A 25318-nucleotide genomic window follows, 5' to 3' on the forward strand; every position below is an offset into this window, starting at 1 on the left:
GGTTTAATCTATTGATGCAGTGGCTTTGGTTGGTTTTCCGATCACCTTATAATTCCCATCGCCTTTTAAAATGGCCAGCATTTGCGATTGATTAGCAAAAAGATTCTTCGCCGCAGCCAATTCTTTATCGTATTGAAAGCTCTGCTCAATCCTTCCTTTCTCGTAAAAATAACGACTTACGATCTGTGTTTCTAAAACCCGCTTAATTTCTGCTTTATGGCTTACGAGGTCAGTTTTTTTAGACGAAGTAAGTTTATATTTAAGATTTTCGAGATCGGTTTTTACATCTTCAGATTTATTTTCTTTTTCAGCCTCTGCACGCAGATCGGATAATAACCGCTCGGTCCGGCTTTGGTAAGAAAGGTCTTTATCGGCAAGGCTACTGGAGAAGGCGGCATAATCTGCATCCGACAACCGGAAAGTTTTGGCCGAAGCTAATGTTGGTTTTTCTTTCCTGTATTGATTGGCATAATTAAAGAAAAGGCTCTTATTGATCATCGAAATGGTAATTGGACTTAACTTGGCAGCATCCACCACAATATCCGGGTAAACGCCATTGCCGCTATACACATTTCTCCCTGCTTTAGTTGGATACATTACCATGGTAGAATCGGCAAAACGCTCCGCTACACCCTCGGCATTTTTATGTGCATAATCCAACTTTTGGATGCACCTGCCGGAAGGTGTATAATATTTGGCAACCGTTACTTTAACCAGGCTGTTGTAAGGGAGATTAAAAGTTTGCTGAACCAGGCCTTTACCATAGCTCCGCTGCCCGATCACGATGGCACGGTCTAAATCCTGCAGAGAACCCGCCACAATTTCTGACGCTGAGGCAGAATTTCCGTTTACGAGCACCACCAATGGAACTGACGTTGAAATCGGGGTTGAAAGTGTTCTGTAGGAAATGGTTTTCTCAGCATTTTTGCCCTTTTGGGTTACAATAAGCTGATCTTTATCTACAAAAAGGTTCACAATTTTAACTGCTTCCTGCAAAATGCCACCGCCATTGTTTCTTAAATCTAAAACAACTCCTTTTGGATTTTCTTTTTGAATGGCCAACAATGCATCTTTAACCTCTTGTCCGGAATTTTCTAAAAATTTATCAAGTTTGATATAACCGATTCCATCACCTACCATTCCTGAATAAGAAACATTAGGCTGTTTGATTTCCTCTCTTACCAACTTCTTTGTTATTTCCTTCCCCTCTCTAACCATCAGCAAATCTACTGCTGTGCCTTTGGGGCCACGTAAAAGCTGACTTATTTCCTGACGATTTTTGCCCTTTACCGGGATTCCGTTAATGCTCACCAGCTGGTCGCCTGCTTTAAGCTCGCTTTTATTAGCCGGATAACCTTCACTGATATCGTTAATAAAAAGCTTCCCATCAATAAAAACAGTACTGGCACCAATACCACCATACTGCGTGCTTACATATTTCAGCTTATAATCTTCAATTTCAGATTCAGGCACATATTCGGTATAAGGATCTAAACTATCCAACATGGCATCAATACCGGTCTTCATCAATTGAGGAGCATTGGTATCATCAACGTAGTTGATATTAATTTCTTTGTAGAGCGAAGCAAAAATATCGAGGTTTTTAGATACCAGAAATAAATCTTCTTTAAACGAAAAAGATAAAACAGCCACCCCAAAACCTGCTGCTAAAAGACCGTATTTTAGTTTCTTCATTCCCCTTTTATTTAATTTAGCTGATGCGGACCAATAATCTACCGCCTTTTTGAAATATATTTAGCGTTATATACAATGTAAATGTACAAAAAGCGATAAATATAAAAAACGACCGCTGGAGGGCAAAGCGTAAATTGAGCGTTACGCAACAGGCCATTTAAATACCAGTTTCAAGGCTAAGGCAGTGTATTCTATTGATGCTGGGAGAACAACCAGGCCGGTATTTGAGGTGTAAGCAATAATGGAATTGTAATCAGGTTATGATCTAATTTATTATAAGTCGTAAACAATAGATTACGATTGCCTTTTAAAGCGCGATATAAATGCTCGCTCCCCTCATAAGGATTGTCATAATCCTGCCTGCCATGAATTAACCAGATCGGCTTCTGACTTATTGCATTTATATTAACAAAATCGGGAACTGCAGCAATTGAAACCATGGCGGCAAAGGTTTCAGGAGCCATGTTCATCAGGTTCTGTGCCGTAGATGCCCCCATAGAATAACCGACCAGATAAATACGGTTAGTATCTATCTGAGGATATTTATTTTTTACCTCACTGATCAAATCCAATAATAAATGTACATCGTCAGATGGCTTCGAGATTAAGCAATTTCTTACTGAATCTGGATAATAATTTGATGACCGTGTTTGAAACTGCGGAGCAATTACAAATGCCTGGTACCTCCGGCGTATGTCTGGCCGTAACCAGATCCTGGCTAATGGTTCTAATTGCTTTTCATTATCTGTACCTATCCGTGTTGAGTTGTGAAACGTAACAACCAAAGGATACTTCTTCTGACTTCTGTTCTTCGCCGGCAATAGCAATCTATAATTAATAGATTGGTTTCCTTTACTTAAAGTTTGCTTAAGGTAGTCATCGGCAGATAAATTATTTAATTCTTTTCTTGTCTGCGCTGAAGTTAAACTATCTGTGAAAGCATCGTTAAACATCTGTTTTTGTGCTGTTGCGGTAAACGCCACTAACCAAAGCAAGGATGCAAATATAAAAGAATTGCGTTGCATAGCAGGAGCAAAATACATGGAGCGATTTATGTATTTAAATTGCCTAAAGTAAGTTTAAACTAAAATTTTTGCTAAAAAAAATGAAAATCTTAAAGCCTGTTTCCTTTAGTATCGGCAAGTGCTTTTTGGATGGTAAATTCGATGTAGGTACGGTCGCGTTTTACCAAACGCATTAAATCTTCAACCAATTGATCTTCTTTGCCAGGTGTAAATTCCAAAGGCTCATTTGCCAGATCGCGGTATTTTCTTAAAAATTTAGTTTTTACCTTAAATGCGGTTTCGGGAGTAAGTTGAAAATTAGCCATGGCATATTTTGTTTAATGCAAAAGTAAAAAATATTTGTTCAGGTTGACACCTTTTTATGTAACGGAATAAAAAAAGTAGCTAGCCACAAAAAAAATTTGCACGATAATTGTGTTAAATGCGCGTTATAAAACCAAATGCCGAAACAGAAAACAGCAAAAGAGGTAAAAAGAAACCATAAGCGCAAAACACACATAAAATCACTTGAGCACTGTTTTGGAATTACAACTAAAAAAACAAATTAAACAACATGAAAAAAATCATTTTCTCCATTGTTTTCCTAACCCTGGGTTGGGTAACATCAAAGGCACAAACTTTTAACCTGGGGGTTAAAGCAGGTGTAAATCTGGCTAAGTTAAATGCAGATTTCGCAAGTGAAGAAAACCGCTTAGGTTATCAGATCGGTGCCTGGGCACGTATTGGTGGCGCCAGTTTTTATGTACAGCCTGAGGCTTATATTGGCAGCAAAGGCAATAAATTTATCAGCATTCAACAGGATAATGGCAACGAGGTATCTGCAGAAGGAAAAGTAAAATTCACGACTTTGGATATTCCTGTTTTATTGGGAACAAAATTTGGCGCCAAAAATTTAAACTTCCGCTTAATGGCCGGCCCGGTTATTTCATTTGTGTTGGATGAAAATTCTTCTTTTAGTTCTGCCTATCAGCAAGCAACAGATTTTAGCAATTACAAAAACCAGGCATTGGGCTTACAAGCCGGTGCAGGTGTAGATGTAGGCAGCATTTCGGTTGATTTACGCTATGAAGCTGGTTTATCAAACATCAGCAAAAGCGAGAAATATACACAAAAACCCAACTTATTTCAATTAAGTTTAGGGTTTAAGATTTTGTAAGCTTACAACAAAGCGATTAAAAAGGCGGCTATTGGTCACTCATGGTCGGAAGATTTTTTCTTCCGACTTTTTTCTGTTTTAAGGAGGTTAGTTTTATCGAAATAAACACCTGTAAATCAGGTATTTGGCTTTCTTTTCTTGATTATTATTTGTATCTTATAGACTGATAATCAATAAGATATGGCCATATTTAGGGATCACAACACTACGGTAAAACAGCTTCTTGGCTTCATTCCCGAGGCGCTTTTATCAAATTTGTCTCTTACTACTAGGATCGACCATTATGCAAAGGTTCTGCAGGGCAATAAGCTGTTCTATTTATTGCTCTATGGCATCCTGGACAATGACAGGTTGAGCCAGCGAACCCTGGAAGACACATTTAATGATTCTGTATTCAAGATGCTTTTCAATCTCGATGAAGATGAAACGGTACGCAGAAGTTCTATTTCTGAGCGGTTGTCCAAGGTTAATCCTGACTATTTTAAGCAGATATATGATTGTATCTACGAGCAATTTTCCAGGGCATATACATCCACAGAGCGGAAGAAGAACAACCTGATCAGGGTAGATAGTTCCATGGTCAGCGAAAGTGTCGGTAAGCTCATGGAAGGCATCGATAACAAAAGTGGTAAAAAGGCGGTCAAGTATAGTATTGCCTTTGACGGTGTTTTGCCATGTCATTCAACCGTATTCACCAACCCCAGCTACGGAAACGAGGATAATGCATTGCCGGAAGTTGTAAGGGGGCATATAGGAAAGAAAGCAGGCCACCAGAATATCTATGTGATGGACAGGGGGCTGCAATCAACCAGAACGATCGCTGCTTTCAGCAAGGAGAAGATAACTTTCCTCTGCAGATCGAAGGAAAACAGGAAACTGGTTGAACTAGGCTCGTTCATTACTGAGGGAATGGAGCTCGATCTGGGTGAATCCGTACTGGTCAGCGACCGTAAGGTCCAGTTCTACACCGGTATTCCCATCAATAAAAACGGCAAAAAATATTATAGCGAAGAATTGGTGGACACCCCTTTTCGGCTTGTAGTAGTTAAGGGCAAGGGAGAAGATCAGAAGGAATATTGGCTACTGACCAATGACTTCCAACGCTCCGCGGCGGAGATTTCACAGGCATACAGAAGGCGTTGGGACATAGAAGTCTTTTTCCGGTTCCTAAAACAGGAACTTAATGTCAGCCATCTTGTTTCGCTTAACAAAAATGGGATACAGGTAGTGCTGTACATGACACTGATCGTTGCAATGATGTTGTTGATGTACAAAAAAGCTAATAAAATCGGTTACAAGACTGCTAAAAGGCGTTTCGCTATGGAGGTTAGAGACCTAACAATTGCTATGATCGTTGTGCAATGTGGTGGAGATCCGGGCCTATTTTTTAAAACATAAAAAATGGCCGGAATTTCTTCCGACCATGAGTGGCTATTGGTCGCCTTTTTTATTGAAATCATTCTAACAATAAGCAATCATTTTTTAGCTTTCTGCAACACCTTTATTAACATGTAATATTGGCATTACAGCTCGGTTTAACCCAAAAAAATATCGATTTTTATTGAAATGATTAGCCTAAAAAAAATGAAACATTCCATTCTTTTACTGTTTACTTTTCTTCTTTCGCTCGCGGTAAAAGCCCAAAATTTCAAATACGCTTTTGTAACCGATACCCATGTTGGATCATCAACAGGCGAAGAAGATCTTAACAGAACTGTTGCAGATCTCAACAGGATCAACGATATCGACTTCGTAATCATTACGGGGGATATTACCGAAATGGGTACGAATTATGAACTTAAACTGGCAAAAGAAATCCTTTCCAAGCTAAACAAACCCTATTACATTATACCTGGTAACCATGATACAGGCTGGTCAGAATCTGGAGGTGTAAATTTCACAAAAGAATTCGGTAATGATAAGTTTGTGTTTGACCATAATGGTTATCGATTTATTGCCTGCGCCTCCGGACCTTATGTGCGGATGAGTGACGGACATATTCCAAGAGACGCAACCGTTTGGTTAGATAGCGTTCTTAAAGCCACCCCTAAAAATATGCCCATTGTTTTTGCCAACCATTACCCACTGGATAACAGTTTGGACAATTGGTACGAAGCAACAAGCCTTTTAAAGAAATATAACATCCAATATGCAATATGTGGCCATGGACACAACAACCACCCTTACAATTTTGAAGGCATTGAAGCCACTATGGGCCGTTCCAATTTAAGGGCAAAAGATAGTATTGGCGGATACAATATTGTAAGCATGACAAAAGATACGGTATTTTTTCAGGTCAGGAAACCGGCACATCAAATTCTTCCGGTTTGGCGCAAAATCGCTTTAAAAACCTTTGTACCTGATCAGAAAAAATACGATAGGCCCAATTTTGCGGTTAATAATCAATATCCGGCTACGAAAGAAATCTGGTCTTACCACTCTAATGCCAATGTGGTAAATACTCCGGCATTTACTTCCAACAATATCATTTTCGGAAACAGCGTAGGTTTGGTAGAAGCCTTAAATAAAAAAACAGGCAAAAAAGCATGGACCTTTAAAACTAAAGGTGCCATCTACTCTTCTCCGGTAGCGGTTAATGGAACAGTTATTCTAGGTTCGGGGGATGGAAACATTTATGCGCTGAATGCCAAAACAGGAAAGGAAATCTGGCATAAAGAAACAGCAAATTCGGTATTGGGATCGCCAGTGATTAACGGACAGCTGGTGTATATTGGTGGCAGCGATAATACTTTCAGAGCACTAGATGTTAAAACCGGAAAAGAAATATGGGCCTTTAATGAAATTGAGGGTACCATAGTTGGCAAACCACTGATTTATCAGGATAAAATTATATTTGGATCTTGGGGCAGACACCTTTATGCGCTCGATATAAATACTGGAAAGTTACTTTGGAAATGGAACAATGGCCAGGCAAACCGAATGTTTTCGCCAGCGATGGTAACGCCTGTGGCCTACCAGGGTATTGTGTACATTGCTGCTCCGGACCGATACTTAACCGCTATTAATGCGAAAAATGGCAGTACGCTTTGGCGCAACAAAGAAGCTACAGTTCGCGAATCAATTGGCCAATCGGCAGATAGCACTGTTATTTACGGAAAAACCATGCAGGATGAAATCGTGGGATATAAAGCGCAAGCAGAAGATCCAGGAATTTTATGGCGATATGATGCCGGTTTTGGATATGAGCATGTCCCTTCCATGTTAATTGAAAAAGATGGAAAAGTATTTTTCGGCACAAAAAATGGTGTGGTTTACGCCATAGATCCTAAACAGCAAAGCACAGTTTGGGCACATAAAATAGATAACTCGATGGTAAACACAGTGAATGTGATTGACGGTAAAAACATCCTCGTCAGCACTATGGATGGCAAAGTGGTTTGGTTACAAACAAAATAAGATCAGAAGATTATAAAAAAGCCTCTCCATAAATTAATCTGAAGAGGCTTTTAGCTAATTAAAAACAATCTAAAATATTACCAACCTGCTGTTTGCGTAAGTTTATAGCCTTTTTCCTGGTACTGGATAACCTGCGCCTGACCCACAGGTGCCAGGTAAGCTCTATCTGTAAATGCATTTCTATTTGATGCATTGGTAACCATCCAATAACCTACCATCGCTGCTGCGTTAGTGCCATCATAAGTAACCACAGTGCCATCAGCTTTTTTAACCTTAACATTGCGTGCGGTTGCATTAGCGGTGGTTAAATAACTAGGTGCCTCGGCCTGCACATTTACCCACGGCCCTAAATAATAATCAGAATTTCTACTGAAATCCATGTTATTCAGCTTTTTCCAGCGCTTCAAATCCAATAAACGGGTATGTTCAAATACAAATTCCATACGGCGTTCTCTACGGATTTCCCAGATCAGATCAGGAACATCAGCATCTTTGGCCGGATCAACCGGAAGCGAACCTAAAGTTAATGGTGCTGTTTTTAATACCCCTTTTGCCGCAGCAGCCGCATCCAACGGACGGCTCCTAATGGCATTTATTGATTTATTCAAATCAGATTGCGTAATAGCTGCCCCGGAATAATATTGTGCCAGTACAGCTTTTGCTTCTATCCAGTTTAGTACCACTTCAGCTAAACGCATTACTGGTGCATCGCTGGTATTGGTGTTACTGCCCCAGGCAGCAGGATAAGTTTTGCCAATATAGGTTAGTGCTTCTCTCGAAGCAAATTTAAAACCATAAAGCAAAGTTGCTGAAGGCACCAGCGCTTTATCGTAAAATGAAGCTTCAAAACGTGGATCTCTTGTTTTTACGAGATCGGCAATGGTAAAAGAATTCGCTCCTGCAACCGAAGAATTTTGCCATACTTTACCATCATTAAGGAGAAAAGATTTAACCAACACCAAATTGGCGTCAACACCGACGACTTCGGTTCCATTTTGGTAAGAGCCTATACTATGTGTAACGGCTAGTGCGGCATCATAAGTTCTGTAAAGCAGTACTTCCGGATGTCCGGCTAAATTATCGCTTGAAAACAATGATTTAAAATCACGGGTGAAACTATATTTATTACTATTGATCACATAATCGCCTGCTTCTACCGCAAATTCTAAGTATTTTTTTGCCCTTGTTACATCTAAGCCATGGTAATGCTCATAGGTACCTTCGAACAACATAAACCTTGAAATAAATGCCGCGGCGATATATTTGTTTAGGAATTGCGCCCCGTCATTATCACGCATATTAGCCATCACGTACTTAAAATCATCATATACCTTATCCATTACCACACCTCTGGCATCTCTGTCTTTATATAACGTTGGCAGATCGGTATCCAAAACCTCTTTATCAAAATAAGGAACATCACCAAAAACACTTACCAAACGGCTATATTCGAAACCCCTAAAAAACCGGGCAACAGCTGTCCAATGGTTATAGGCTTCAGTTGTGATTTTTGGTTTGGCCACGTCGTTTAAACGGGCTAACATGACATTCGATTTCCTGACCCAGGCGAAATCCCATGTTGGACCTGCATAAGTACCTAACCAATCAGCTGTTTCCAATGTAGAACCTCTCGAAGTTGGCACACTGCTTTCAAAGCTGGTTTGGGCATTTTTTCCGGTTAAATCATCAGAGAAATTGTACCCCCTTACCGGTGCATAATCCACTCCGAAGCCCGAATTATATCCGTTAAAATAGTTCGTGTAATAAGCATTGGCATACATGCGGATATCGTCTTCACCTCGCCAGAATTGCCCATCAACATAATCGGTTAAAGGTGGGCGGTCAAGGACATCTTTCTTACAAGACACAAACAGTAAGCTGGCCAGGATTGGCAATCCATATATGTATTTACAATATTTCATCTTCATAATTTTTAAAAATTCAACTGAACACCAAATGAGACACTTTTAAAGGCCGGGATTCCTGTCCCTGTACGGCCACCATTATAATTTGACTGATCCCAGATCGAATAACCACTAACACTTTCGGGATCTATCGGTAAATCGCCCAAATGATCCCAGGTAAAGAAATTCTCTAAGGCAGTATATACCCTTAATGAACTTATCCCCACTTTTTTAGTCAGCATTTGCGGAAAAGTATAACCAACGGTTAAGTTTTTCAACCTGATATAAGCCATATTTAACAAATACCTGTCCTGGATCTGCATGTTATTAGTGGTTCCACTTGCGGCATTATTATAAGCAGCAGGATAAAAAGCGTCAGGCGTTTGCGGTGTCCAGTAGTTGCTTGCAATAGCTTCTGGCATCGCACCATCAGCAGAGTTAAATCCAGGGATAGCTAAAAAACCGGCACCCCAGATTTTACGGCTTCCTACCCCTTGGAAAAATGCACTGATATCAACTCCTTTAAAATCGGCGCCTAGTCTAAACCCGTATTCATACCTTGGGTTGGCATTACCAATTACCTCTAAATCGCCATGATTTGCCAGCGTACCATCACCATTGCTAATTTCTCCATCACCATTAACGTCAATAAATTTAACATCTCCAGGACCAAAACGAAACGTTGCTGCATTCTGTAAAAAAGGCTGATAAACCGGTTTTTCGCCATTTGGACCAGGCTTTAGCTTATAGGTCTGTTTACCGGCATTTAATTTACTTTCGGCATTGGTTAGGGTTATTAAAATTGGTTTGCCTGAACCATCCAGTTCAAAATCACTAAGCTGATATAGCCTATCAGTACGGTATCCCCAAATCTCGCCAATATCTTTACCGTTGTAATTACCGGTAACTTGAGTTCCTGAACCATAAGCATTTAAAATAGTTTTGGCATCAGAAATATTTCCTCTGAAATTGATACCTAAACCATTTTTAAACCTGTGGTTAAAATCTAAGGTTAACTCCCAACCCCTGGTTGACAATGAGCCATAATTACCCTGTGGCGCACCGGCTCCAAAAGTTAGCGGAATGCCTTCCTGTGGTACGATCATGTTATTCGTATTTCTTTTGAAAACATCAAAAGAGACATTTACCTTATTGCTCAGCATTGTGGCATCAACACCAACGTTGGTGGTCACAATATCTTGCCACTGAATATTGGCAGCAACAGCAGCAGGTGTACCTACATAATTCACTTTTGCACCGTTTGCTCCGATCCAGCTCGACTGTCCACTAGGCATAGTTGAAATATATAAGCCATTCGGTACAGTCTGATCACCGATGGAGCCCCAGGATCCTCTAAATTTTAACTGATTTAAGAAAGGTTTGGTGAAAGCCATAAAACTTTCTTCGCTAGCTACCCAGCCTGCAGAGAATGATTGAAACCATCTCCATTGCAAATCGGTAGGAAACTTAGAAGAACCATCGTAACGCAGGTTACCTTCAATAAGGTATTTGTTTTTAAAGGCATAATTTACCCGACCGAAATAACCTAACTGTGCCTCCCATCTTTTATCAGCACCCGGGATATTAATTCCACCAGGTATAATACCCATTGCTGCTGTAGCAGGAAGAACCGTTTGTACTCCCGTACCAAATTTAAACTGTGGATTAATAATATCAGCCAAATTGGTAATCTGACCAAATTGCGATTCAGCAGTAGAAGTAACACGATTCAAACCTAAAATAAATTTAAAATCGTGATCTTGTTTAAGGTTTAGATTATAGGTGGTAAATGCATTAATGGTGTGGCTAAAAAAATTGGTTGCAGACCTTGCAAAATGATCGGGACTTGAACCAGGCGTAGTGTACATGTCCAATGAGAGATCATAAGCAGCCATAGCCCCCGGACTAGTGCTCGATACCACCTGACCCTGATCGTTAACATAAACAGCAGCGCCATTTGCATCTAAACGTGCTTTCGGTGCAACCCACGAGTTTCTGGCAGTAAATCGCGTACCTGGTCTCTTCCAATCTTCATTTTGATTGGTGAAAGTATAATCAAAATCAACTTTCCAGTTTTTCATGATATTCATCGTGGTTCCCAAATTTACATTAGCATAGTTTAATAATATGTTAGCTGTATTTGCCGAAGCCACTTCGCTTTGCGGACTACGGATCAGATCTCCGTTTTCGTCTTTCCCAAGCGGATATAATGAACTCCATCTGTACAGATAAAGCCACGGATCGGCTGTTGTAGAACTGGTGGTATAAGCATATTGCTTATTTCTTCGCGAGTATAATGCACCCCCACGGATGGTAAGGTATTTATTGATCTCACTTGAAATTTTAAAAGAGGCATTATAGCGTGTAAAACGGTCTTCTTTCGCTGGCTTTAACATACCACTCTGGTCGAGCAGGCCAAGTCCGATGTTGTAAGACGTTTTTCCGGTTGTACCTCCAACTGACAGGTTATGCTGCTGTGTAGGCGCCCATTCTTTAATCATGTAATCATATGGATCATAAGTCCTCACCCCCATTTTCTGGTTAGCCCCTTGTACATACCAATCTCTTCCGAACACAGTTGGGTCATCCGGACCGATTGTACTGCCATATTTTTCTTTCCAGGCTACTGCTTTCTCGTAGCTTGCTCTGTCTACATAATAAAATGCACCTACAGGAGTAGTTATTCCTACGCGTTCAGCAGCATCTACGGTATATTTCAAACCATTTACATCGGCCATCTTTAAATCTTTCCAAACGTTTTGAAATGAAAAGTTGTTGGAATAGTTGATTGATGGCTTATCCGTCCCTGACCCTTGTTTGGTTGTAATTAATACTACGCCAAAAGCGGCTTTTGCCCCATAAATTGAAGCCGCAGCAGCATCTTTCAGAATTGTAATGGATGCGATATCGTTTGGATTAACCAATTGGATACTTGGGATTTCTACGTTATCCAACAAAATCAAAGGAGAGCTACCGCCAGCGAAAGATGCAAGCTGCCCCCTGATTTTTATTACGGGATCAGAGCCAACTTCGCCACTTGGAACAGTAACACTTAAGCCAGATGCCGCTCCTTGAAGCGCCCTGCCCACATCAGCAATCGGCCTGCCTTCTAAAGTCTTTTTCACATCAATAGTAGAAATGGCGCCAGTAAGATTACCTTTGCGTTGGGTTCCATAACCTACTACTACTACCTCATCCAACCCTTGTGCGTCGGTTTTTAAACTTACATTAATGATTTTAGCCGTACCAACAGTTTTTTCGGCAGTTACATAGCCAATGTAAGAGAACACGAGTATACTGCCATTAGATGCGTTGATGGAGTAACTTCCGTCAACATTTGTTTGCGCAACCGTATTACTGCCCTTAACTCTTACAGAAACTCCCGGTATGGGACCATCATCTGATGTAACCTTACCTGTAATGGTAATTTGTTGCGCAAAGGCATGGGCCAGCAACAGAAATGTACCAAAAATGATTGATAGTAGTTTTTTTCTCATAAACACTTAGTTAATGCTATTCGTTGTTAGTTTAAACTCATAAACACGCAGATTACCGCACGGTACTGAATCGAAAGTAAATATGATAATTGTTTTTCACTTATTTATAAATATTTAGGGCATTAACTTTGTAATTAGTTTGATATTGTTGCAAAAAACCGCATAAAAGCGCAATGAAATGAATTTAATCTCATTTTAATTTTTTTTTAAATTTTACCAAAAAAGCCGCCTACTATACTAGCGGCGGCTTAAATTAAAACAAAGAGAAAACTATCTAATCAGAAAAAAGGATACGTATGGCCGCCGCGGCGCAGTCGTAATGCCACTGTAGCCACTGGCAAAAATGGTATATACCCGTTGATTTAAGAATGTGCTTGCACTGGTGTAATTAGCTAAAACTGTTGCAGTGGTTACAGCTGCCCCGGCCGGTCTGATTTTCCAGGTTTTTGACTGTGCTGACCTTAATTTAATTTCATTGCTGATACTTAAATAGTTTACATTGCCTGCAATAAGTGAGTCTTTTGTGTTATCTGAAGCACTCGTTCCATAATAAAGATCTACTGAAGGAACATTAGGCATCAGGTTAATAAAACGGTACTTACAATAGGCTGTATCCGGCCTCACAAAACTCTCCTCAGTTAACACATTTTTAGTAAAGGCCGCAGTATCTGTAATGTGGGCAACATAATTTTTACCTGCCTGGATCTGAAAAGTTGCACTATACAGTACCAGCGAATCTGTACCATCATCTTTCTTTTTAGGAAGAATGATAGACAGTTTTAAGTTTCCAGGAGTTACTGCCAGAAAATCGGCAGTTGAACTTCCTCCAGTATTGTAACCGCCACCAGGGAAGGGCGTACGTGCAGTAATCACACTACTTACCCTTTTGTCGTTAATTTTAATGGCTATTGCTCTATTGTTATAATAATAAGAGGCATAATTTACTTTTAACAATGCCTGATCGCTAGTCAACTTTTCGGTATCACCATAATCGAGTACATTTTTAGTACAACCCGTCAAAGCCATGGCAATGAACAGAGCGGTGAATAAGTTAGAAAATATCTTCATGTTGTTATACTTTAAAATTAAATGTTATGGCTGGCTAAACCAGGTTTCTTTAGTCATATAATCAGGTTCTAAACCACCCCACTTTCTGAGTTCTTCGGCATTCCAGACATATTCTGAGTTATAACGAGGTCTAAAACGGTAGGCATATTTACCGCCCAATAAAAGATCTGCAGTAGGAATTTGATAAAACTGTCGAAAAACATTAGCATCGTAATGGTATTTCCGGAGATCAGTCCACTGCTCTAAGCCGGCCCATCCCCATTGCGTGATATATTTTTGCCCCATAATATCGGCCAAGGTTAAGGTAGCTGCACTCTGCGCCACTTCGGCAGACGTTAAATAGGTATTGATCTCCGCATCTGTAATTATTGGATCGGGTGTTTTGGAAGAACGGCCATAAGTATTGCAAAAAATCATATGACCTGTAATACCTTCTCTATATGCAGTATAGGCATCGGCAATTTTGCCCTGCAGAAACAAAGCCTCTGCCTTTGCAAATCGCAATTGCGAATAAGTCATGATTGGATACCTGGCAGCATCGGCAAAAATATATTTTCCGTTATAAATAGTAGCGCCTGAAGGGATTGATCCGAAAACAATTGGCAGTGCAGATGTACTGCTGCCCTGGGTTGGCACTCCGGCAATGTACCTGCCCAAAGTAGCAGTAGCTGTACTTGCAGGTAACATCCTACTTAAACGCGGGTCAAGCGAACTTGTTGGGTTTACCGTAGGCGTCCCCTTCACTCCGCCGGCAAGATAATTTAAGATCGTAGTAGAAATCCTCCCGTAATAAGTAGCAGTTGCTCCGGAAGTGTTAATATAGCCTAATGTAGGGCCAAAAGGATTGGTATCATCCTGACTAGCGGCTGAAAAATATACTGTTGCAGATTCGGACTCGTTAGCGAAAGATAAGTTGACATACTTCACTACGCTGTCAGCATACATGGTTTTAAACTCCGGCTTATTAATCAAATGGCTATATTGCAATGCATAAATGGCATAAACGAATTTGCGCCATTTGGCCATATCTCCTTTATAAATCCCATCTCCGGTAACACTGGCCAATTGTGTAGCATAATTCAATGGACTTTTCATCATAGAATATTTTAGCGATTGTTCGCAATAGAAACGGACTTTTGCGTACACCTCCGGCTGGTCGTGATAAGGAAATTTTAACATTCCGGGCGTAAAAGCCTCATCTAAAATAATCGGCCCATGCAGATCGGTAGTTTGTTGATATGCCCAGGCTTTAATGGCATAACCAATTGCCGCGTATTCATATTTCTGGTTGGTTACGGCATCATTAATCAGGTTCTCGAGATTCAAGCCAAGATCTACATAAGTCATCCGCCAGATCACACCTCCATTATCACTATTGGCCACAAAAGAGTGTTTTTCGGGATAAAGCGATGCGATATCTGTTGAGGCACCGATCATGTTCTGTGTAAACTTCCACAGCAAACGATAATCCTGCGACGTTCCATTTGTCATTTGGAATAAAATTGGCGGAAGCAGCAATTCCGCTTTGCTGGTTTGTGGCACGGCAGGATTGGTATTGATATCGAGGTATTTTTTACATCCTCCAACCGTTAATAATACTGCCGCAGCAATATACAATCTATATAATCTTTTCATATTATTCACTATAATTTAACCCTAAATCCTACGTTAAAACCAATCGGCTTACCTACATTGCCATAATCGATACCGTAACCTCCGATACCTCCCACACCTGGTGAGTTGGAATTACTTTCTGGATCGCCACCAGAATAATTGGTGATCAGAATTGAATCGGTCAAGGTAAGAAAGGCACCAAAGCTTTGAATAAACCCGATACGCTTAACCAATGAAGGAGGAAAATCGTAAGCCAAAGTAACATCCCTTAAACGGATCGTATTAATATTCTTCTCTACAAACATCTCTGGCGCAACGTTTAAAGAATAATAGTTAGAGGCATAATATGGCGTCACCGCAATGTTATTAACCGTTGGGTTAGCGGTATTCTGCAAACCATCATTCAGTACACCTTTGATAATCCTTGGCACTTCCCTGTCCAATGTCTTAACACTGATTCCTTTTATGTAAGAAGCATATTCAGTACCATTAACCACATCGCCACCATATCTGAAATCCCATAGGAAAGATAGGTTAAAGCCTTTATAACTAAATCTGTTTACAAAACCTAAAGTGAATTTTGGATTTCTGTCGCCGATTGGATAAAACTGGGTGTCAGTAACTGATGGCAAACCAGAAGAAGGATTGATCAGGATATCGCCCCTATCATTACGGGCAAACCTGGTACCACTGATTGCACCTGTGCTGTAGCCCGGATGCACTGCGCTTCTAATATCACCCACTACCCAGGTATCAGACTCATAAAGCTCTGGAAGTTCATTCGCCAGCGATAATACCACACCACGGTTACGGGTAAAGTTTAAAGTAGTATTCCAGTTAAAATCCTTTCCCTTGATCGGAGTGCCGGTTAACTGCACTTCAATACCCCGGTTACGTACAGTCCCCCCGTTCATCATCTCTAAAACAAAACCTGTACCATAACTTAAACGCGGATTAATGATCTGATCTTTACTCAAAAGGTTGTAATAGTTAAAATCCAGTCCGATGCGGTTTTTAAGAAACTGCATTTCTGTACCGATTTCAAAATTTTCTGACACCTCTGGTTTTAAGTTTGGATTGCCGCCATAGTACGAATAGGCATAACCACCACCAGTAAATCTTTTGGCCTCATAGTTTGTACCTGTAGAATATTCTCTCCAGGGTTCTTTACCGGTTAAGGCATAAGAAGCCCTCAACTTACCATTATCTAACCAGGGCAAAGCAGTTTTTACACTGGCAAGATCACTAAAATTAAAAGCCAAACTTGCAGAAGGATAAGCAAAATATGGATTGTTTGGCATTAAGCGTGAAGCACCGTCAATCCTGCCTGACAAAGTTAAATACAACAAAGTTTTATACCCCATAATGGCCTGCGCAAAAGCGCCCACGGTACGGTAGCGGTTTACATATGTTAAAGTACGCTGCGTAGAAGGCAGGGTGTTGTTGATGCTGTAAAAATTAGGATCATACATGTTCGTTCCACGCTGAGAATCAGTAGCAGAATTATAATCATTAAATGTAGCACCGATTACATAGGTATTGTTAAAATCACCAAATTTATGTTTGGCTGAAACCGTTAAAGACCCATTAAATATTTTCGCCAGCTGGCCATAAGTCATTACCGTACCACCTGTTGGAGCGGCAGCAGAACCTGAACCACGGTAAGATTGGGCATGATATACTGACAATCCTTTCGTGTTTGCAATATCGGCGCCGATGATACCATTGATACGTAACCATTTTAAAGGAGTCAGCTCTACATTGGTATTGGCAATTAAACGGTTAACTTTATCGTTATTTATGTTTTTTGCTACGTCCCAAAGGGGATTATCAAATTCTGAGTAAATACTCGCCAGGTGTAAAATCCGGTTTCCGTTAGCATCCTGATAATCTTGAACATTATAAGCCGAACTAAAACGCATCAACTGCAGGAGTGAACCATTAGTACCTTTATTAGCCTTATCGTTATTGGAATTGATGTAATTGAAGGTGGTGGTTAGTTTTAAAATCGGAGAAATGGCCCCAACTGCGGTTACCCTTGAGGAAATCCGGCTGTAACTGGTTGTAGGGATTGTTCCTTTTGAATCGGTATATTCATTAGACCAGCGGTAAGAGAATTTATCAGTTCCGCCTTCAAACGACAAATTGTGTTTTTGCGTAAAACCTGTTTCAAAAAAATTGTGGATATTGTCGTAAAGTGGTGTATTAGGCAAAAATGCAGGACCGAAAAAGTTAGATGAACCGCCATCATAAACGCCGTTAGAAGCCCCGGTATTGTACTTGGTCTGTATTTCAGGGAATTTATTCAACTGTTCCACCCTGAAAGAATTGTTGTAGTTGATCGCTCCACGCCCTGCTTTACCTTTTTTTGTCGTAATTAAAATGGCGCCACTGGCACCAGCGCTTCCATATAATGCAGTTGCCTCCGGACCTTTCATGATCACGTAACTTTCAATATCATTGGGGTTGATATCCATCCCCCTGTTGGAATAATCCTGATCCCTGTTTGCTGCACCCGATACAAGTTCTCTGGTTTGATTTAATGTACTGTTATTAATCGGAACCCCATCTACAACGATAAGTGCGTTGTTATCGCCACTTATAGAAACGAAGCCCCGCAAAACAATCTGTGCAGAAGAACCAGGATTTCCGTTGGTGCTGTTGATCGACAAACCCGGGACCCGGCCCTGTAAACCGCCAAAAAAGTCATTCCGTTGGGTTTCTGCTACTTCTGCTCCTGAAACTTTTGGAGTAGAGTAACCTAATGATTTAGCATCACGATCAATCCCGTAGGCGGTAACCACCACCTCGTTCAAATTGCTGGCATCGGAAGCAAGCATAACGTTAATCGTTGTGTTTGCGCCTACAACCCGCTCTATAGTTTTATACCCAACGTAAGAAAACACCAATACATCTGTTTTAGATGCTTGTATAGAATAATTTCCTGTACCGTTGGTCTGTGAAACGGTATTGCTCCCCTTTACGCGGATGGAAACACCCGGAATAGGTCCATCAGAAGCGCTTACCTTACCTGTGATTATCTGCTGTGCGAAGATTTGTGCAGACAGCATAATGACACCGATAAAACTAAAAAGTAGTTTTTTCATCATAATTAGTTAATAAGAAAGTTTGGTTACTGAAGTTGTTGTTTGTTTTCGGCTTTCAAAAAACGCATATTCACGCATTTTTGAGTTAGTTAAGTAAATATGATGAATGTTTTTGATATAAAAAACAAATAGGGAAGATTTTTCTTATAAACGAACCATATTTTGTTGCAAAAACACGCAAAAACGCGCAGCATATAGAAAATCTAAAAATCTTTTATACTTTCGCTTAAGCCAAACATCACTATGCTAAAAAAAGAACGCCACGACTTCATCATGCGACAGATTAATTTGCACAACCGCGTGTTAACTTCCGATTTGGTGCAGCAGCTCAATGTTTCAGAAGATACCATCAGAAGGGATTTACAGGAACTTGTTGACGAAAACCTGCTCTATAAGGTTCATGGAGGAGCATTATCTAAGTCGTATCATAGTTCTTTTGATGACAGTACGGTATACGCCCGCGATAGTAAAATTGCTATCGGCAAAAAAGCTGTTCGCCTGATCAAGGATGGCATGGTGATTTTAACAGGCGGCGGAACAACAATTTTAGAATTTGTAAAGCTGCTGCCACAAGGCTTATCAGCCACTTTCTTTACCATTAGTCCGCTCGTTGCTGTAGAACTGGCGAAATACAACAATATTGAAGTGATTTTGATTGGCGGGCTGTTTTCAAAAAATTCGCAGATAACCTACGGTGGACAGGTAATTACTCAACTATCGGAAATTAAGGCCGATTTATGCCTGATGGGAACAAGTGCCATCCACCCTGAAGAAGGCTTAACCGACACCTACTGGGAAATTAACCAACTTAAAAAAGCCATGTTGGCCTGTGCAAAAAAAACAGTAGTACTTTGCATTTCAGAAAAACTCAACATTGCTTTACGCTTAAGAGTTTGTCCGATAGAAAGCATTAGTTATTTGATTACCGAGCTGGATATAGATCATGAATCGCTTTCGACCTACCGCGAAAAGGAGCTGAATATTTTATAACTTAATTTTCCATCTTTTCCTGATCTGGCCGACAGTTGAAATGATTGGAAGTCAAAACCACTGAAAGTACAAGGTGCCAATGTGAGTGTCAGCTCACCTTTCGAATGGATACTAAGATGCTGAAAAACATTCCGAAAAACTACTTTGGCAAACTGATTTTACCCATGCAAACCGATGGCACACTTTGCCGGTTACCGAAATCAATCGGCTTACCGCATAGCGTTTCATTGGCCAGAACAGCGAATAAAACAGCCTCTTTTGCATCAGGATTAATATTAAGATCTTCAGTGCTTAAGAAGCTGCAAAATGGCAGCTTGATTTGAAGAAGCTGAACAAGCAGCGGATTGTGCATCCCGCCCCCGCTCATAAATACCTGCACCGTGGCGTCCGCTCCAAAACAACGTTTTATCGCATTGGAAATGGCTTCTGCGGAAAAATGACACAGGGTAGCCATTACATCCTCCTGACCTAAATGCGTTGTTGCAGATTTTTCTTGCGCCTTTGCCAAATATTCCAGGTTAAATAATTCCGGCCCGGTAGTTTTAGGAAAATCCAACATGAGGAATTCACAATCAAGTAATGCCGCCAATAGGCCGGGATTTGAATGACCGCTCCGGGCAACAGCCGCGTGCTTATCATAAAATTGATTAAACTGTTGTTGCATATACTGATCCATCAACGTATTACCTGGCCCAACATCTGTCGAAAAAATTTCGCTGGCATCGGTGCTCCCGGGCAGGTACGTGAAATTTGCTATTCCTCCAATATTTAACATTACCCGATCTTCCCCCGCTTTTGAAAACATCAGATAATCACCATAAACAGCCAAAGGAGCACCTTCACCACCTGCAGCCAAATGTTTCTGCCTAAAATCAGATAGGGTAATAATCCCGGTTTTAATGGCTATGTGGTCGCCATCTCCAATCTGTAACGTACCATTAGGATAATCGGCCAGTTGGTGCAAAGATTTTGGTGCGTGGAAAATAGTTTGTCCATGGCTGGCAATAAAATCGATGTCATCGTTTTTATACCCCCATTCCTTTAAGGCTTCATTGATTAATTGGGCATGGGTATTTGCAATGTACTCGTTCATCAGGCAAACCAATTGTAAATCAACTTCCTTTTTAGAAAATATGGCTTTTATTTTCGCCCTGAAATCAGTGGTATAATCACCTGTTTTAAATTTTAAAACCCTGATATCGGTTTCGGCACCACTTTTCTTAACCGAACAAAGGGCAATATCCAGCCCATCCATAGAAGTTCCACTCATCAACCCGATAATCAGCCGTTCCGGCTTGCCTGCTTTAGAATATAACTTTTGGATCTGTGCGTTCATATTGATTTTATCGTAAAAAGATCAAACGTTTGTGTAACCCCCTTTAATGGATTTTATGCAAATACTTGCAATAAATGTAAATAACCTTTATTATAAATTGGGCATAACTCTTTATATTTACTGCTCCGTACATTAAAATCCATATAAAAAAAATGGCTAGATTAAATCTACTGGAGGAGACACGTTTCGAGAAATTACCCGTAAGCGTGTTCGAAAATCCAAAAATTGCTTCAATTAATGTGGCACATCGCATTGCCGAGCTCATTAAATCAAAACAAGCAAACAACGCACCTGCAGTACTGGGCTTAGCAACAGGTGTTACCCCAATTGCAGTTTATGCCGAACTGGTTAGACTGCACAAAGAAGAGGGCTTAAGTTTTAAAAACGTAATCACTTTTAACCTGGATGAATATTATCCAATGGCGCCAACTGCGGCACAGAGTTATGTGACGTTTATGAACGAAAACCTTTTCAATCATATCGATATTGACAAAAAAAATGTCCACATCCCTGATGGTACGCTTGCACTGGAAGATATTCCGGCTTTCTGCGTGGAATATGAAAAGAAAATAGGCGATCTTGGCGGCCTTGACATCCAGATTTTAGGAATCGGCCGTACTGGTCACATCGGGTTTAACGAGCCAGGTTCTGCACCAAATTCTGGCACCCGCCTAGTTACTTTAGATGACTTGACACGCCGGGATGCGGCACGCGATTTTGGCGGAAAAACTTTTGTACCAACAAAGGCCATTACCATGGGTATCGGCACAATTTTCAAAGCAAGAGAAATTATATTAATGGCCTGGAGCCGTAAAAAAGCTTCCATTATCAAAAAAGCTGTTGAAGGCGAAATTTCAGGTGAAGTTCCGGCAACATACCTTCAGCTTTCTGATCATGTAGAATTTATACTTGATGCTCCCGCAGCTTCAGAACTTACCCGTTTTGATACGCCATGGCTCGTTAAAGATTGTATATGGACAGATGCTTTGATCCGAAAGGCAGTAATCTGGTTGGCCAATACATTAAAAAAACCAATCTTAAAATTAACTGAAGACGATTATAACAATAATGGTATGGCGCAACTGGCTACTGAAAAAGGACCGGTTTATAATATCAACATCCATATCTTTAATAAGTTACAACACACCATAACCGGGTGGCCGGGTGGCAAACCAAATGCCGACGACTCCCAACGTCCGGAAAGAGCCATACCCGCTCAAAAAAATGTGATTATATTCTCTCCTCACCCGGATGATGATGTGATTTCGATGGGCGGTACTTTTTTACGCCTGGTTGATCAGGGGCATAATGTACATGTAGCATATCAAACTTCAGGCAATACTGCCGTATGGGATGACGATGCACTTCGTTTTGTGGAATTTAATGTAGATTTTACCGAGAAAATGGGCATGGACAATACGCAGTTAAAGGAGCTTTATAACAACATGAGAACCTTTATTGAGCAGAAAAAACCAAACCAGATCGACACTCCTGAGATCCAGACGGTTAAAGGGCTTATCAGAAAAGGTGAAGCAATTGCCGGGGCAAGATATTGCGGCCTGGAAGATGATCACATCCACTTTCAGGCACTTCCTTTTTATGAAAGCGGAAAGGTTCAGAAAAACCCGGTAACCGATGCCGATATCGAACTTACAATAGCCCTGTTGCAGCAGGTAAAACCTCACCAGGTTTATGCTGCCGGTGATTTTGAAGATCCTCACGGAACACATATTGTTTGTTTCAAAATTGTTTTAGAAGCCCTGAAACGCTTACGTAAAACCGAAGCCTGGGCGCAGGATTGCTGGCTATGGATGTATCGCGGTGCATGGCATGAATTTGAAACCCATGAAATCGAAATGGCGGTTCCAATCTCTCCGCAAGAGCTTGAGCGCAAAAAATATGCGATTTTTAAACACCAGAGCCAGAAAGACAGGGCGGTTTTCCCTGGCGATGACGCAAGAGAGTTCTGGCAACGGGCTGAAGACCGTAACCGGGATACTGCAAAAGCTTATGACGAGCTTGGACTAGCAGAATACGAAGCAATGGAAGCTTTTGTTCGCTGGAAATTTGAAGATTAATTAAAATATAATTCAATCCTGCTTTGTGAACTCAAAGCAGGATTTTTTATCCTCTGAAGTTTCAAATGCCATGGGCGTGGGAAGACTTCGAAAATTTTCCATAGACTTGCGAAGTTTGCTGCTCACTGCTGTCCGCCTAAACTTTGCAAGTAATTTCTCATTCTAAGAACAATAGTCTAAATTAGTTTGCTAAACCAAACCCAGCTAATCATGACTGAACCTAAACAACGCTTGCTATCTCTGGATTTTTTTAGAGGGTTAACCGTAGCCGCGATGATCTTAGTGAATAACCCTGGTAGTTGGGGCCACATTTATGCACCTTTGGAGCATGCAGAATGGAACGGCTGCACACCTACCGATTTGATTTTTCCGTTCTTTTTATGGATTGTTGGTGTTTCCATCGCTTTTGCCATGAGCAACAGTAAAGCAGATCGCTCTACACATCAAAAAACAATCATAAAAGCGGCTAAGCGTGGTATTATCCTATATTTATTGGGCTTCTTTCTAGCTATCTTCGGGAAAATCATCAGTGCATTAACAACCGATAGTACCATTGTCGAAGCTTTTAAAACGGTTAGGTTACTGGGTGTTTTACAAAGAATAGGAATTGTTTTCATCATCAGCAGTATCATTTTCATTAAATTTTCGAACAAAACAATATTTAAAACATTAATTGTGGTACTTGCCGTTTACTGGGCATTAATGACTTTTATCCCAGTACCGGGAGTTGGATACCCGAATTTGGAAAAAGAAACAAATTTAGCGGCCTGGATTGATCGTGGAATTTTAACAGAGGCACATACCTGGGCTTCATCTAAAACCTGGGACCCTGAAGGAATTCTAAGCACATTGCCGGCAACAGGCACCTGTTTATTTGGCATTCTGGTTGGCGTTTGGATGCGCAGAAAAGATGTAGATAATCCAACAAAAGTGGCCTGGTTGTTTACCACCGGAATTGCTGCAGTTATTTTAGGCTTACTCTGGGATCTCCAGTTTCCGATTAACAAATCGTTATGGACCAGTTCTTTTGTGTTATATACAGGTGGCCTGGCCTCTATTGGATTGGCGCTCTGCTACTGGATCATTGATGTGCAGGGTTACAAAAAATTCACTACCCCTTTTGTTGTGTATGGTGTAAATGCCATTACAGTTTTCTTTCTGGCCGGATTAATGCCAAGAGTATTAAACCTCATTCAGATTACCAAGACAGATGGCACCAAAAAAGGCATCCTGGTTTGGTTTTACGAGACTTGTTATACACCGTTTTTCAGCCCGATAAATGCTTCACTGGTTTGGGCCGTAACCTATGTACTTGGTTTTTATGTATTATTATATTTTATGTACAAAAAAAACATTATCATTAAGGTTTAGTAAAAAAATGCTATAATTGATTGTCCCTCTCTTATCCAATTGAAAAAGAAAACTACCATATACGACATTGCCAAGGCGCTTGACATTACAGTGTCAACTGTTTCCCGGGCGCTCAGTGGCTTTCCGGCGATAAGTGATACGACCAGAAAAGCCGTTGTTGAAATGGCTAAAAAATTAAATTATAGCCCGAATAAACTCGCATCGGCATTAAAATCCGGCAAAACCCATATTATTGGTGTAATTGTACCAAGTGTACAGGCACATTTTTTTGCATCTATTATCCACTGCATAGAGGATGGCCTGAAAGACAGCGGCTACCGGGTGATTATCTACCAGTCTAATGAATCAGTAGAAAATGAAATTAATGGCGTAAGAACTTTATTAGAAGCACAGGTAGATGGTATTATGGCTTCAATGTCTTTAGAAACAGAAGATACCGCCCACTTTAGCGAAATTATCAAGCAAAACAAGCCCCTGATTTTATTTGACCGTGTAAACACCGATTTAAAAGTACCAACCATTACACTCGATGATTTTAAGGCCGGTTATATTGCTACAAAACACTTAATAGATCAGGGTTATCAAAAAATTGCATTTGTAACCACTGTCCACCAGATTAAAATATTTAACGATCGGTTAGAAGGGTACAAAGCAGCTTTGGTAGACCATAACCTTCCGGTAATAAAAGACCATATTATTTTTGGCGGTTTATCTATTAAAGATGGTCGGTTTGGCGCAGGAAAATTAATGCGCAGCAGCGATAAACCCGATGCAATTATTGCAGGTGATGATTTTACGGCGTTAGGCGTAATTAAAAAGTTGAAAGAAATAAATGAAACGCCACCTAAAATAGGGGTAATCGGTTTCGCAAATGAAGCCTTTTCCGCTTACATTACACCCAACCTGTCCACTATTGATCAGCATGCCTCAAAAATCGGCCAGGAATGTGCTAAAATGTTTCTGAAAATGATTAATCAGGAAAGCCCATACGCCAACATGGAACATATTGTACTTGATCCGGGTGTTGTAGAAAGAGAATCGACCAATAAAAAAAACTAAA

The 25318-nt window shown here is 40.5% G+C and carries 16 protein-coding genes; 7 read left to right on the forward strand and 9 right to left on the reverse strand.

The features are described 5' to 3' along the window. Window positions 1–3: 3 nt before the first annotated feature. The 3 genes from DV942_RS12375 to DV942_RS12385 all read right to left on the reverse strand — a co-directional run bounded on the left by DV942_RS12375 (window position 4) and on the right by DV942_RS12385 (window position 3025). On the reverse strand, window positions 4–1695 hold the full coding sequence (locus DV942_RS12375) for a S41 family peptidase (protein WP_145857896.1): 1692 nt from the start codon (window positions 1693–1695) through the stop codon (window positions 4–6). A gap of 191 nt (window positions 1696–1886) precedes the next feature. Continuing rightward, window positions 1887–2738: a carboxylesterase family protein gene (locus DV942_RS12380; protein WP_145857898.1), complete on the reverse strand. Its 852-nt coding sequence runs from the start codon at window positions 2736–2738 to the stop codon at window positions 1887–1889. Window positions 2739–2809: 71 nt separating this feature from the next. Continuing rightward, complete coding sequence (locus tag DV942_RS12385) at window positions 2810–3025, reverse strand: hypothetical protein (RefSeq protein ID WP_145857900.1); 216 nt, start codon at window positions 3023–3025, stop codon at window positions 2810–2812. Window positions 3026–3273: 248 nt separating this feature from the next. Here DV942_RS12385 and DV942_RS12390 point away from each other — a divergent pair, with 248 nt between their 5' ends. The 3 genes from DV942_RS12390 to DV942_RS12400 all read left to right on the forward strand — a co-directional run bounded on the left by DV942_RS12390 (window position 3274) and on the right by DV942_RS12400 (window position 7293). After that, a complete protein-coding gene (locus tag DV942_RS12390) occupies window positions 3274–3876 on the forward strand; it encodes a porin family protein (RefSeq protein ID WP_145857902.1) in 603 nt (200 codons plus the stop codon). A 180-nt stretch (window positions 3877–4056) separates the two neighbouring features. Next, window positions 4057–5274, forward strand: a complete 1218-nt coding sequence (locus DV942_RS12395) for an IS4 family transposase (protein WP_145857905.1) — start codon at window positions 4057–4059, stop codon at window positions 5272–5274. A gap of 186 nt (window positions 5275–5460) precedes the next feature. Then, window positions 5461–7293, forward strand: a complete 1833-nt coding sequence (locus tag DV942_RS12400; protein WP_145857907.1) for an outer membrane protein assembly factor BamB family protein — start codon at window positions 5461–5463, stop codon at window positions 7291–7293. Between the two features lie 77 nt (window positions 7294–7370). Here DV942_RS12400 and DV942_RS12405 read toward each other — a convergent pair whose 3' ends face one another. From DV942_RS12405 to DV942_RS12425, 5 genes are all read right to left on the reverse strand, one after another. Then, window positions 7371–9215, reverse strand: a complete 1845-nt coding sequence (locus DV942_RS12405; protein WP_145857909.1) for a RagB/SusD family nutrient uptake outer membrane protein — start codon at window positions 9213–9215, stop codon at window positions 7371–7373. 11 nt (window positions 9216–9226) lie between these two features. Further along, window positions 9227–12694 carry a SusC/RagA family TonB-linked outer membrane protein gene (locus DV942_RS12410; protein ID WP_145857911.1) on the reverse strand — a complete coding sequence of 1156 codons (3468 nt, stop codon included), beginning with the start codon at window positions 12692–12694 and terminating at the stop codon, window positions 9227–9229. A gap of 270 nt (window positions 12695–12964) precedes the next feature. Continuing rightward, a complete protein-coding gene (locus DV942_RS12415; RefSeq protein ID WP_145857913.1) occupies window positions 12965–13762 on the reverse strand; it encodes a DUF4397 domain-containing protein in 798 nt (265 codons plus the stop codon). Between the two features lie 24 nt (window positions 13763–13786). Continuing rightward, on the reverse strand, window positions 13787–15397 hold the full coding sequence (locus DV942_RS12420) for a SusD/RagB family nutrient-binding outer membrane lipoprotein (RefSeq protein ID WP_145857915.1): 1611 nt from the start codon (window positions 15395–15397) through the stop codon (window positions 13787–13789). 8 nt (window positions 15398–15405) lie between these two features. Beyond that, window positions 15406–18486 carry a SusC/RagA family TonB-linked outer membrane protein gene (locus tag DV942_RS12425; RefSeq protein WP_145857917.1) on the reverse strand — a complete coding sequence of 1027 codons (3081 nt, stop codon included), beginning with the start codon at window positions 18484–18486 and terminating at the stop codon, window positions 15406–15408. A 240-nt stretch (window positions 18487–18726) separates the two neighbouring features. Between DV942_RS12425 and DV942_RS12430 the strand changes: the two genes are divergently transcribed. Next, window positions 18727–19473, forward strand: coding sequence for a DeoR/GlpR family DNA-binding transcription regulator (locus DV942_RS12430; RefSeq protein WP_145857919.1), 747 nt, complete (start codon window positions 18727–18729; stop codon window positions 19471–19473). Window positions 19474–19612: 139 nt separating this feature from the next. On the opposite strand, the gene DV942_RS12435 is transcribed toward DV942_RS12430, so the two are convergent. After that, window positions 19613–20809 carry an anhydro-N-acetylmuramic acid kinase gene (locus DV942_RS12435; protein WP_145857921.1) on the reverse strand — a complete coding sequence of 399 codons (1197 nt, stop codon included), beginning with the start codon at window positions 20807–20809 and terminating at the stop codon, window positions 19613–19615. A gap of 152 nt (window positions 20810–20961) precedes the next feature. Between DV942_RS12435 and nagB the strand changes: the two genes are divergently transcribed. The 3 genes from nagB to DV942_RS12450 all read left to right on the forward strand — a co-directional run bounded on the left by nagB (window position 20962) and on the right by DV942_RS12450 (window position 25317). Next, complete coding sequence (gene nagB / locus DV942_RS12440; protein WP_090983594.1) at window positions 20962–22887, forward strand: glucosamine-6-phosphate deaminase; 1926 nt, start codon at window positions 20962–20964, stop codon at window positions 22885–22887. Between the two features lie 210 nt (window positions 22888–23097). After that, window positions 23098–24258: an acyltransferase family protein gene (locus tag DV942_RS12445; RefSeq protein ID WP_145857923.1), complete on the forward strand. Its 1161-nt coding sequence runs from the start codon at window positions 23098–23100 to the stop codon at window positions 24256–24258. Window positions 24259–24297: 39 nt separating this feature from the next. Beyond that, window positions 24298–25317, forward strand: a complete 1020-nt coding sequence (locus DV942_RS12450) for a LacI family DNA-binding transcriptional regulator (protein ID WP_145857925.1) — start codon at window positions 24298–24300, stop codon at window positions 25315–25317. Window position 25318: the final 1 nt, after the last annotated feature.

Origin of the sequence: Pedobacter suwonensis, from assembly GCF_007833675.1 — a bacterium.
Taxonomy (GTDB): Bacteria; Bacteroidota; Bacteroidia; order Sphingobacteriales; family Sphingobacteriaceae; genus Pedobacter; species Pedobacter suwonensis.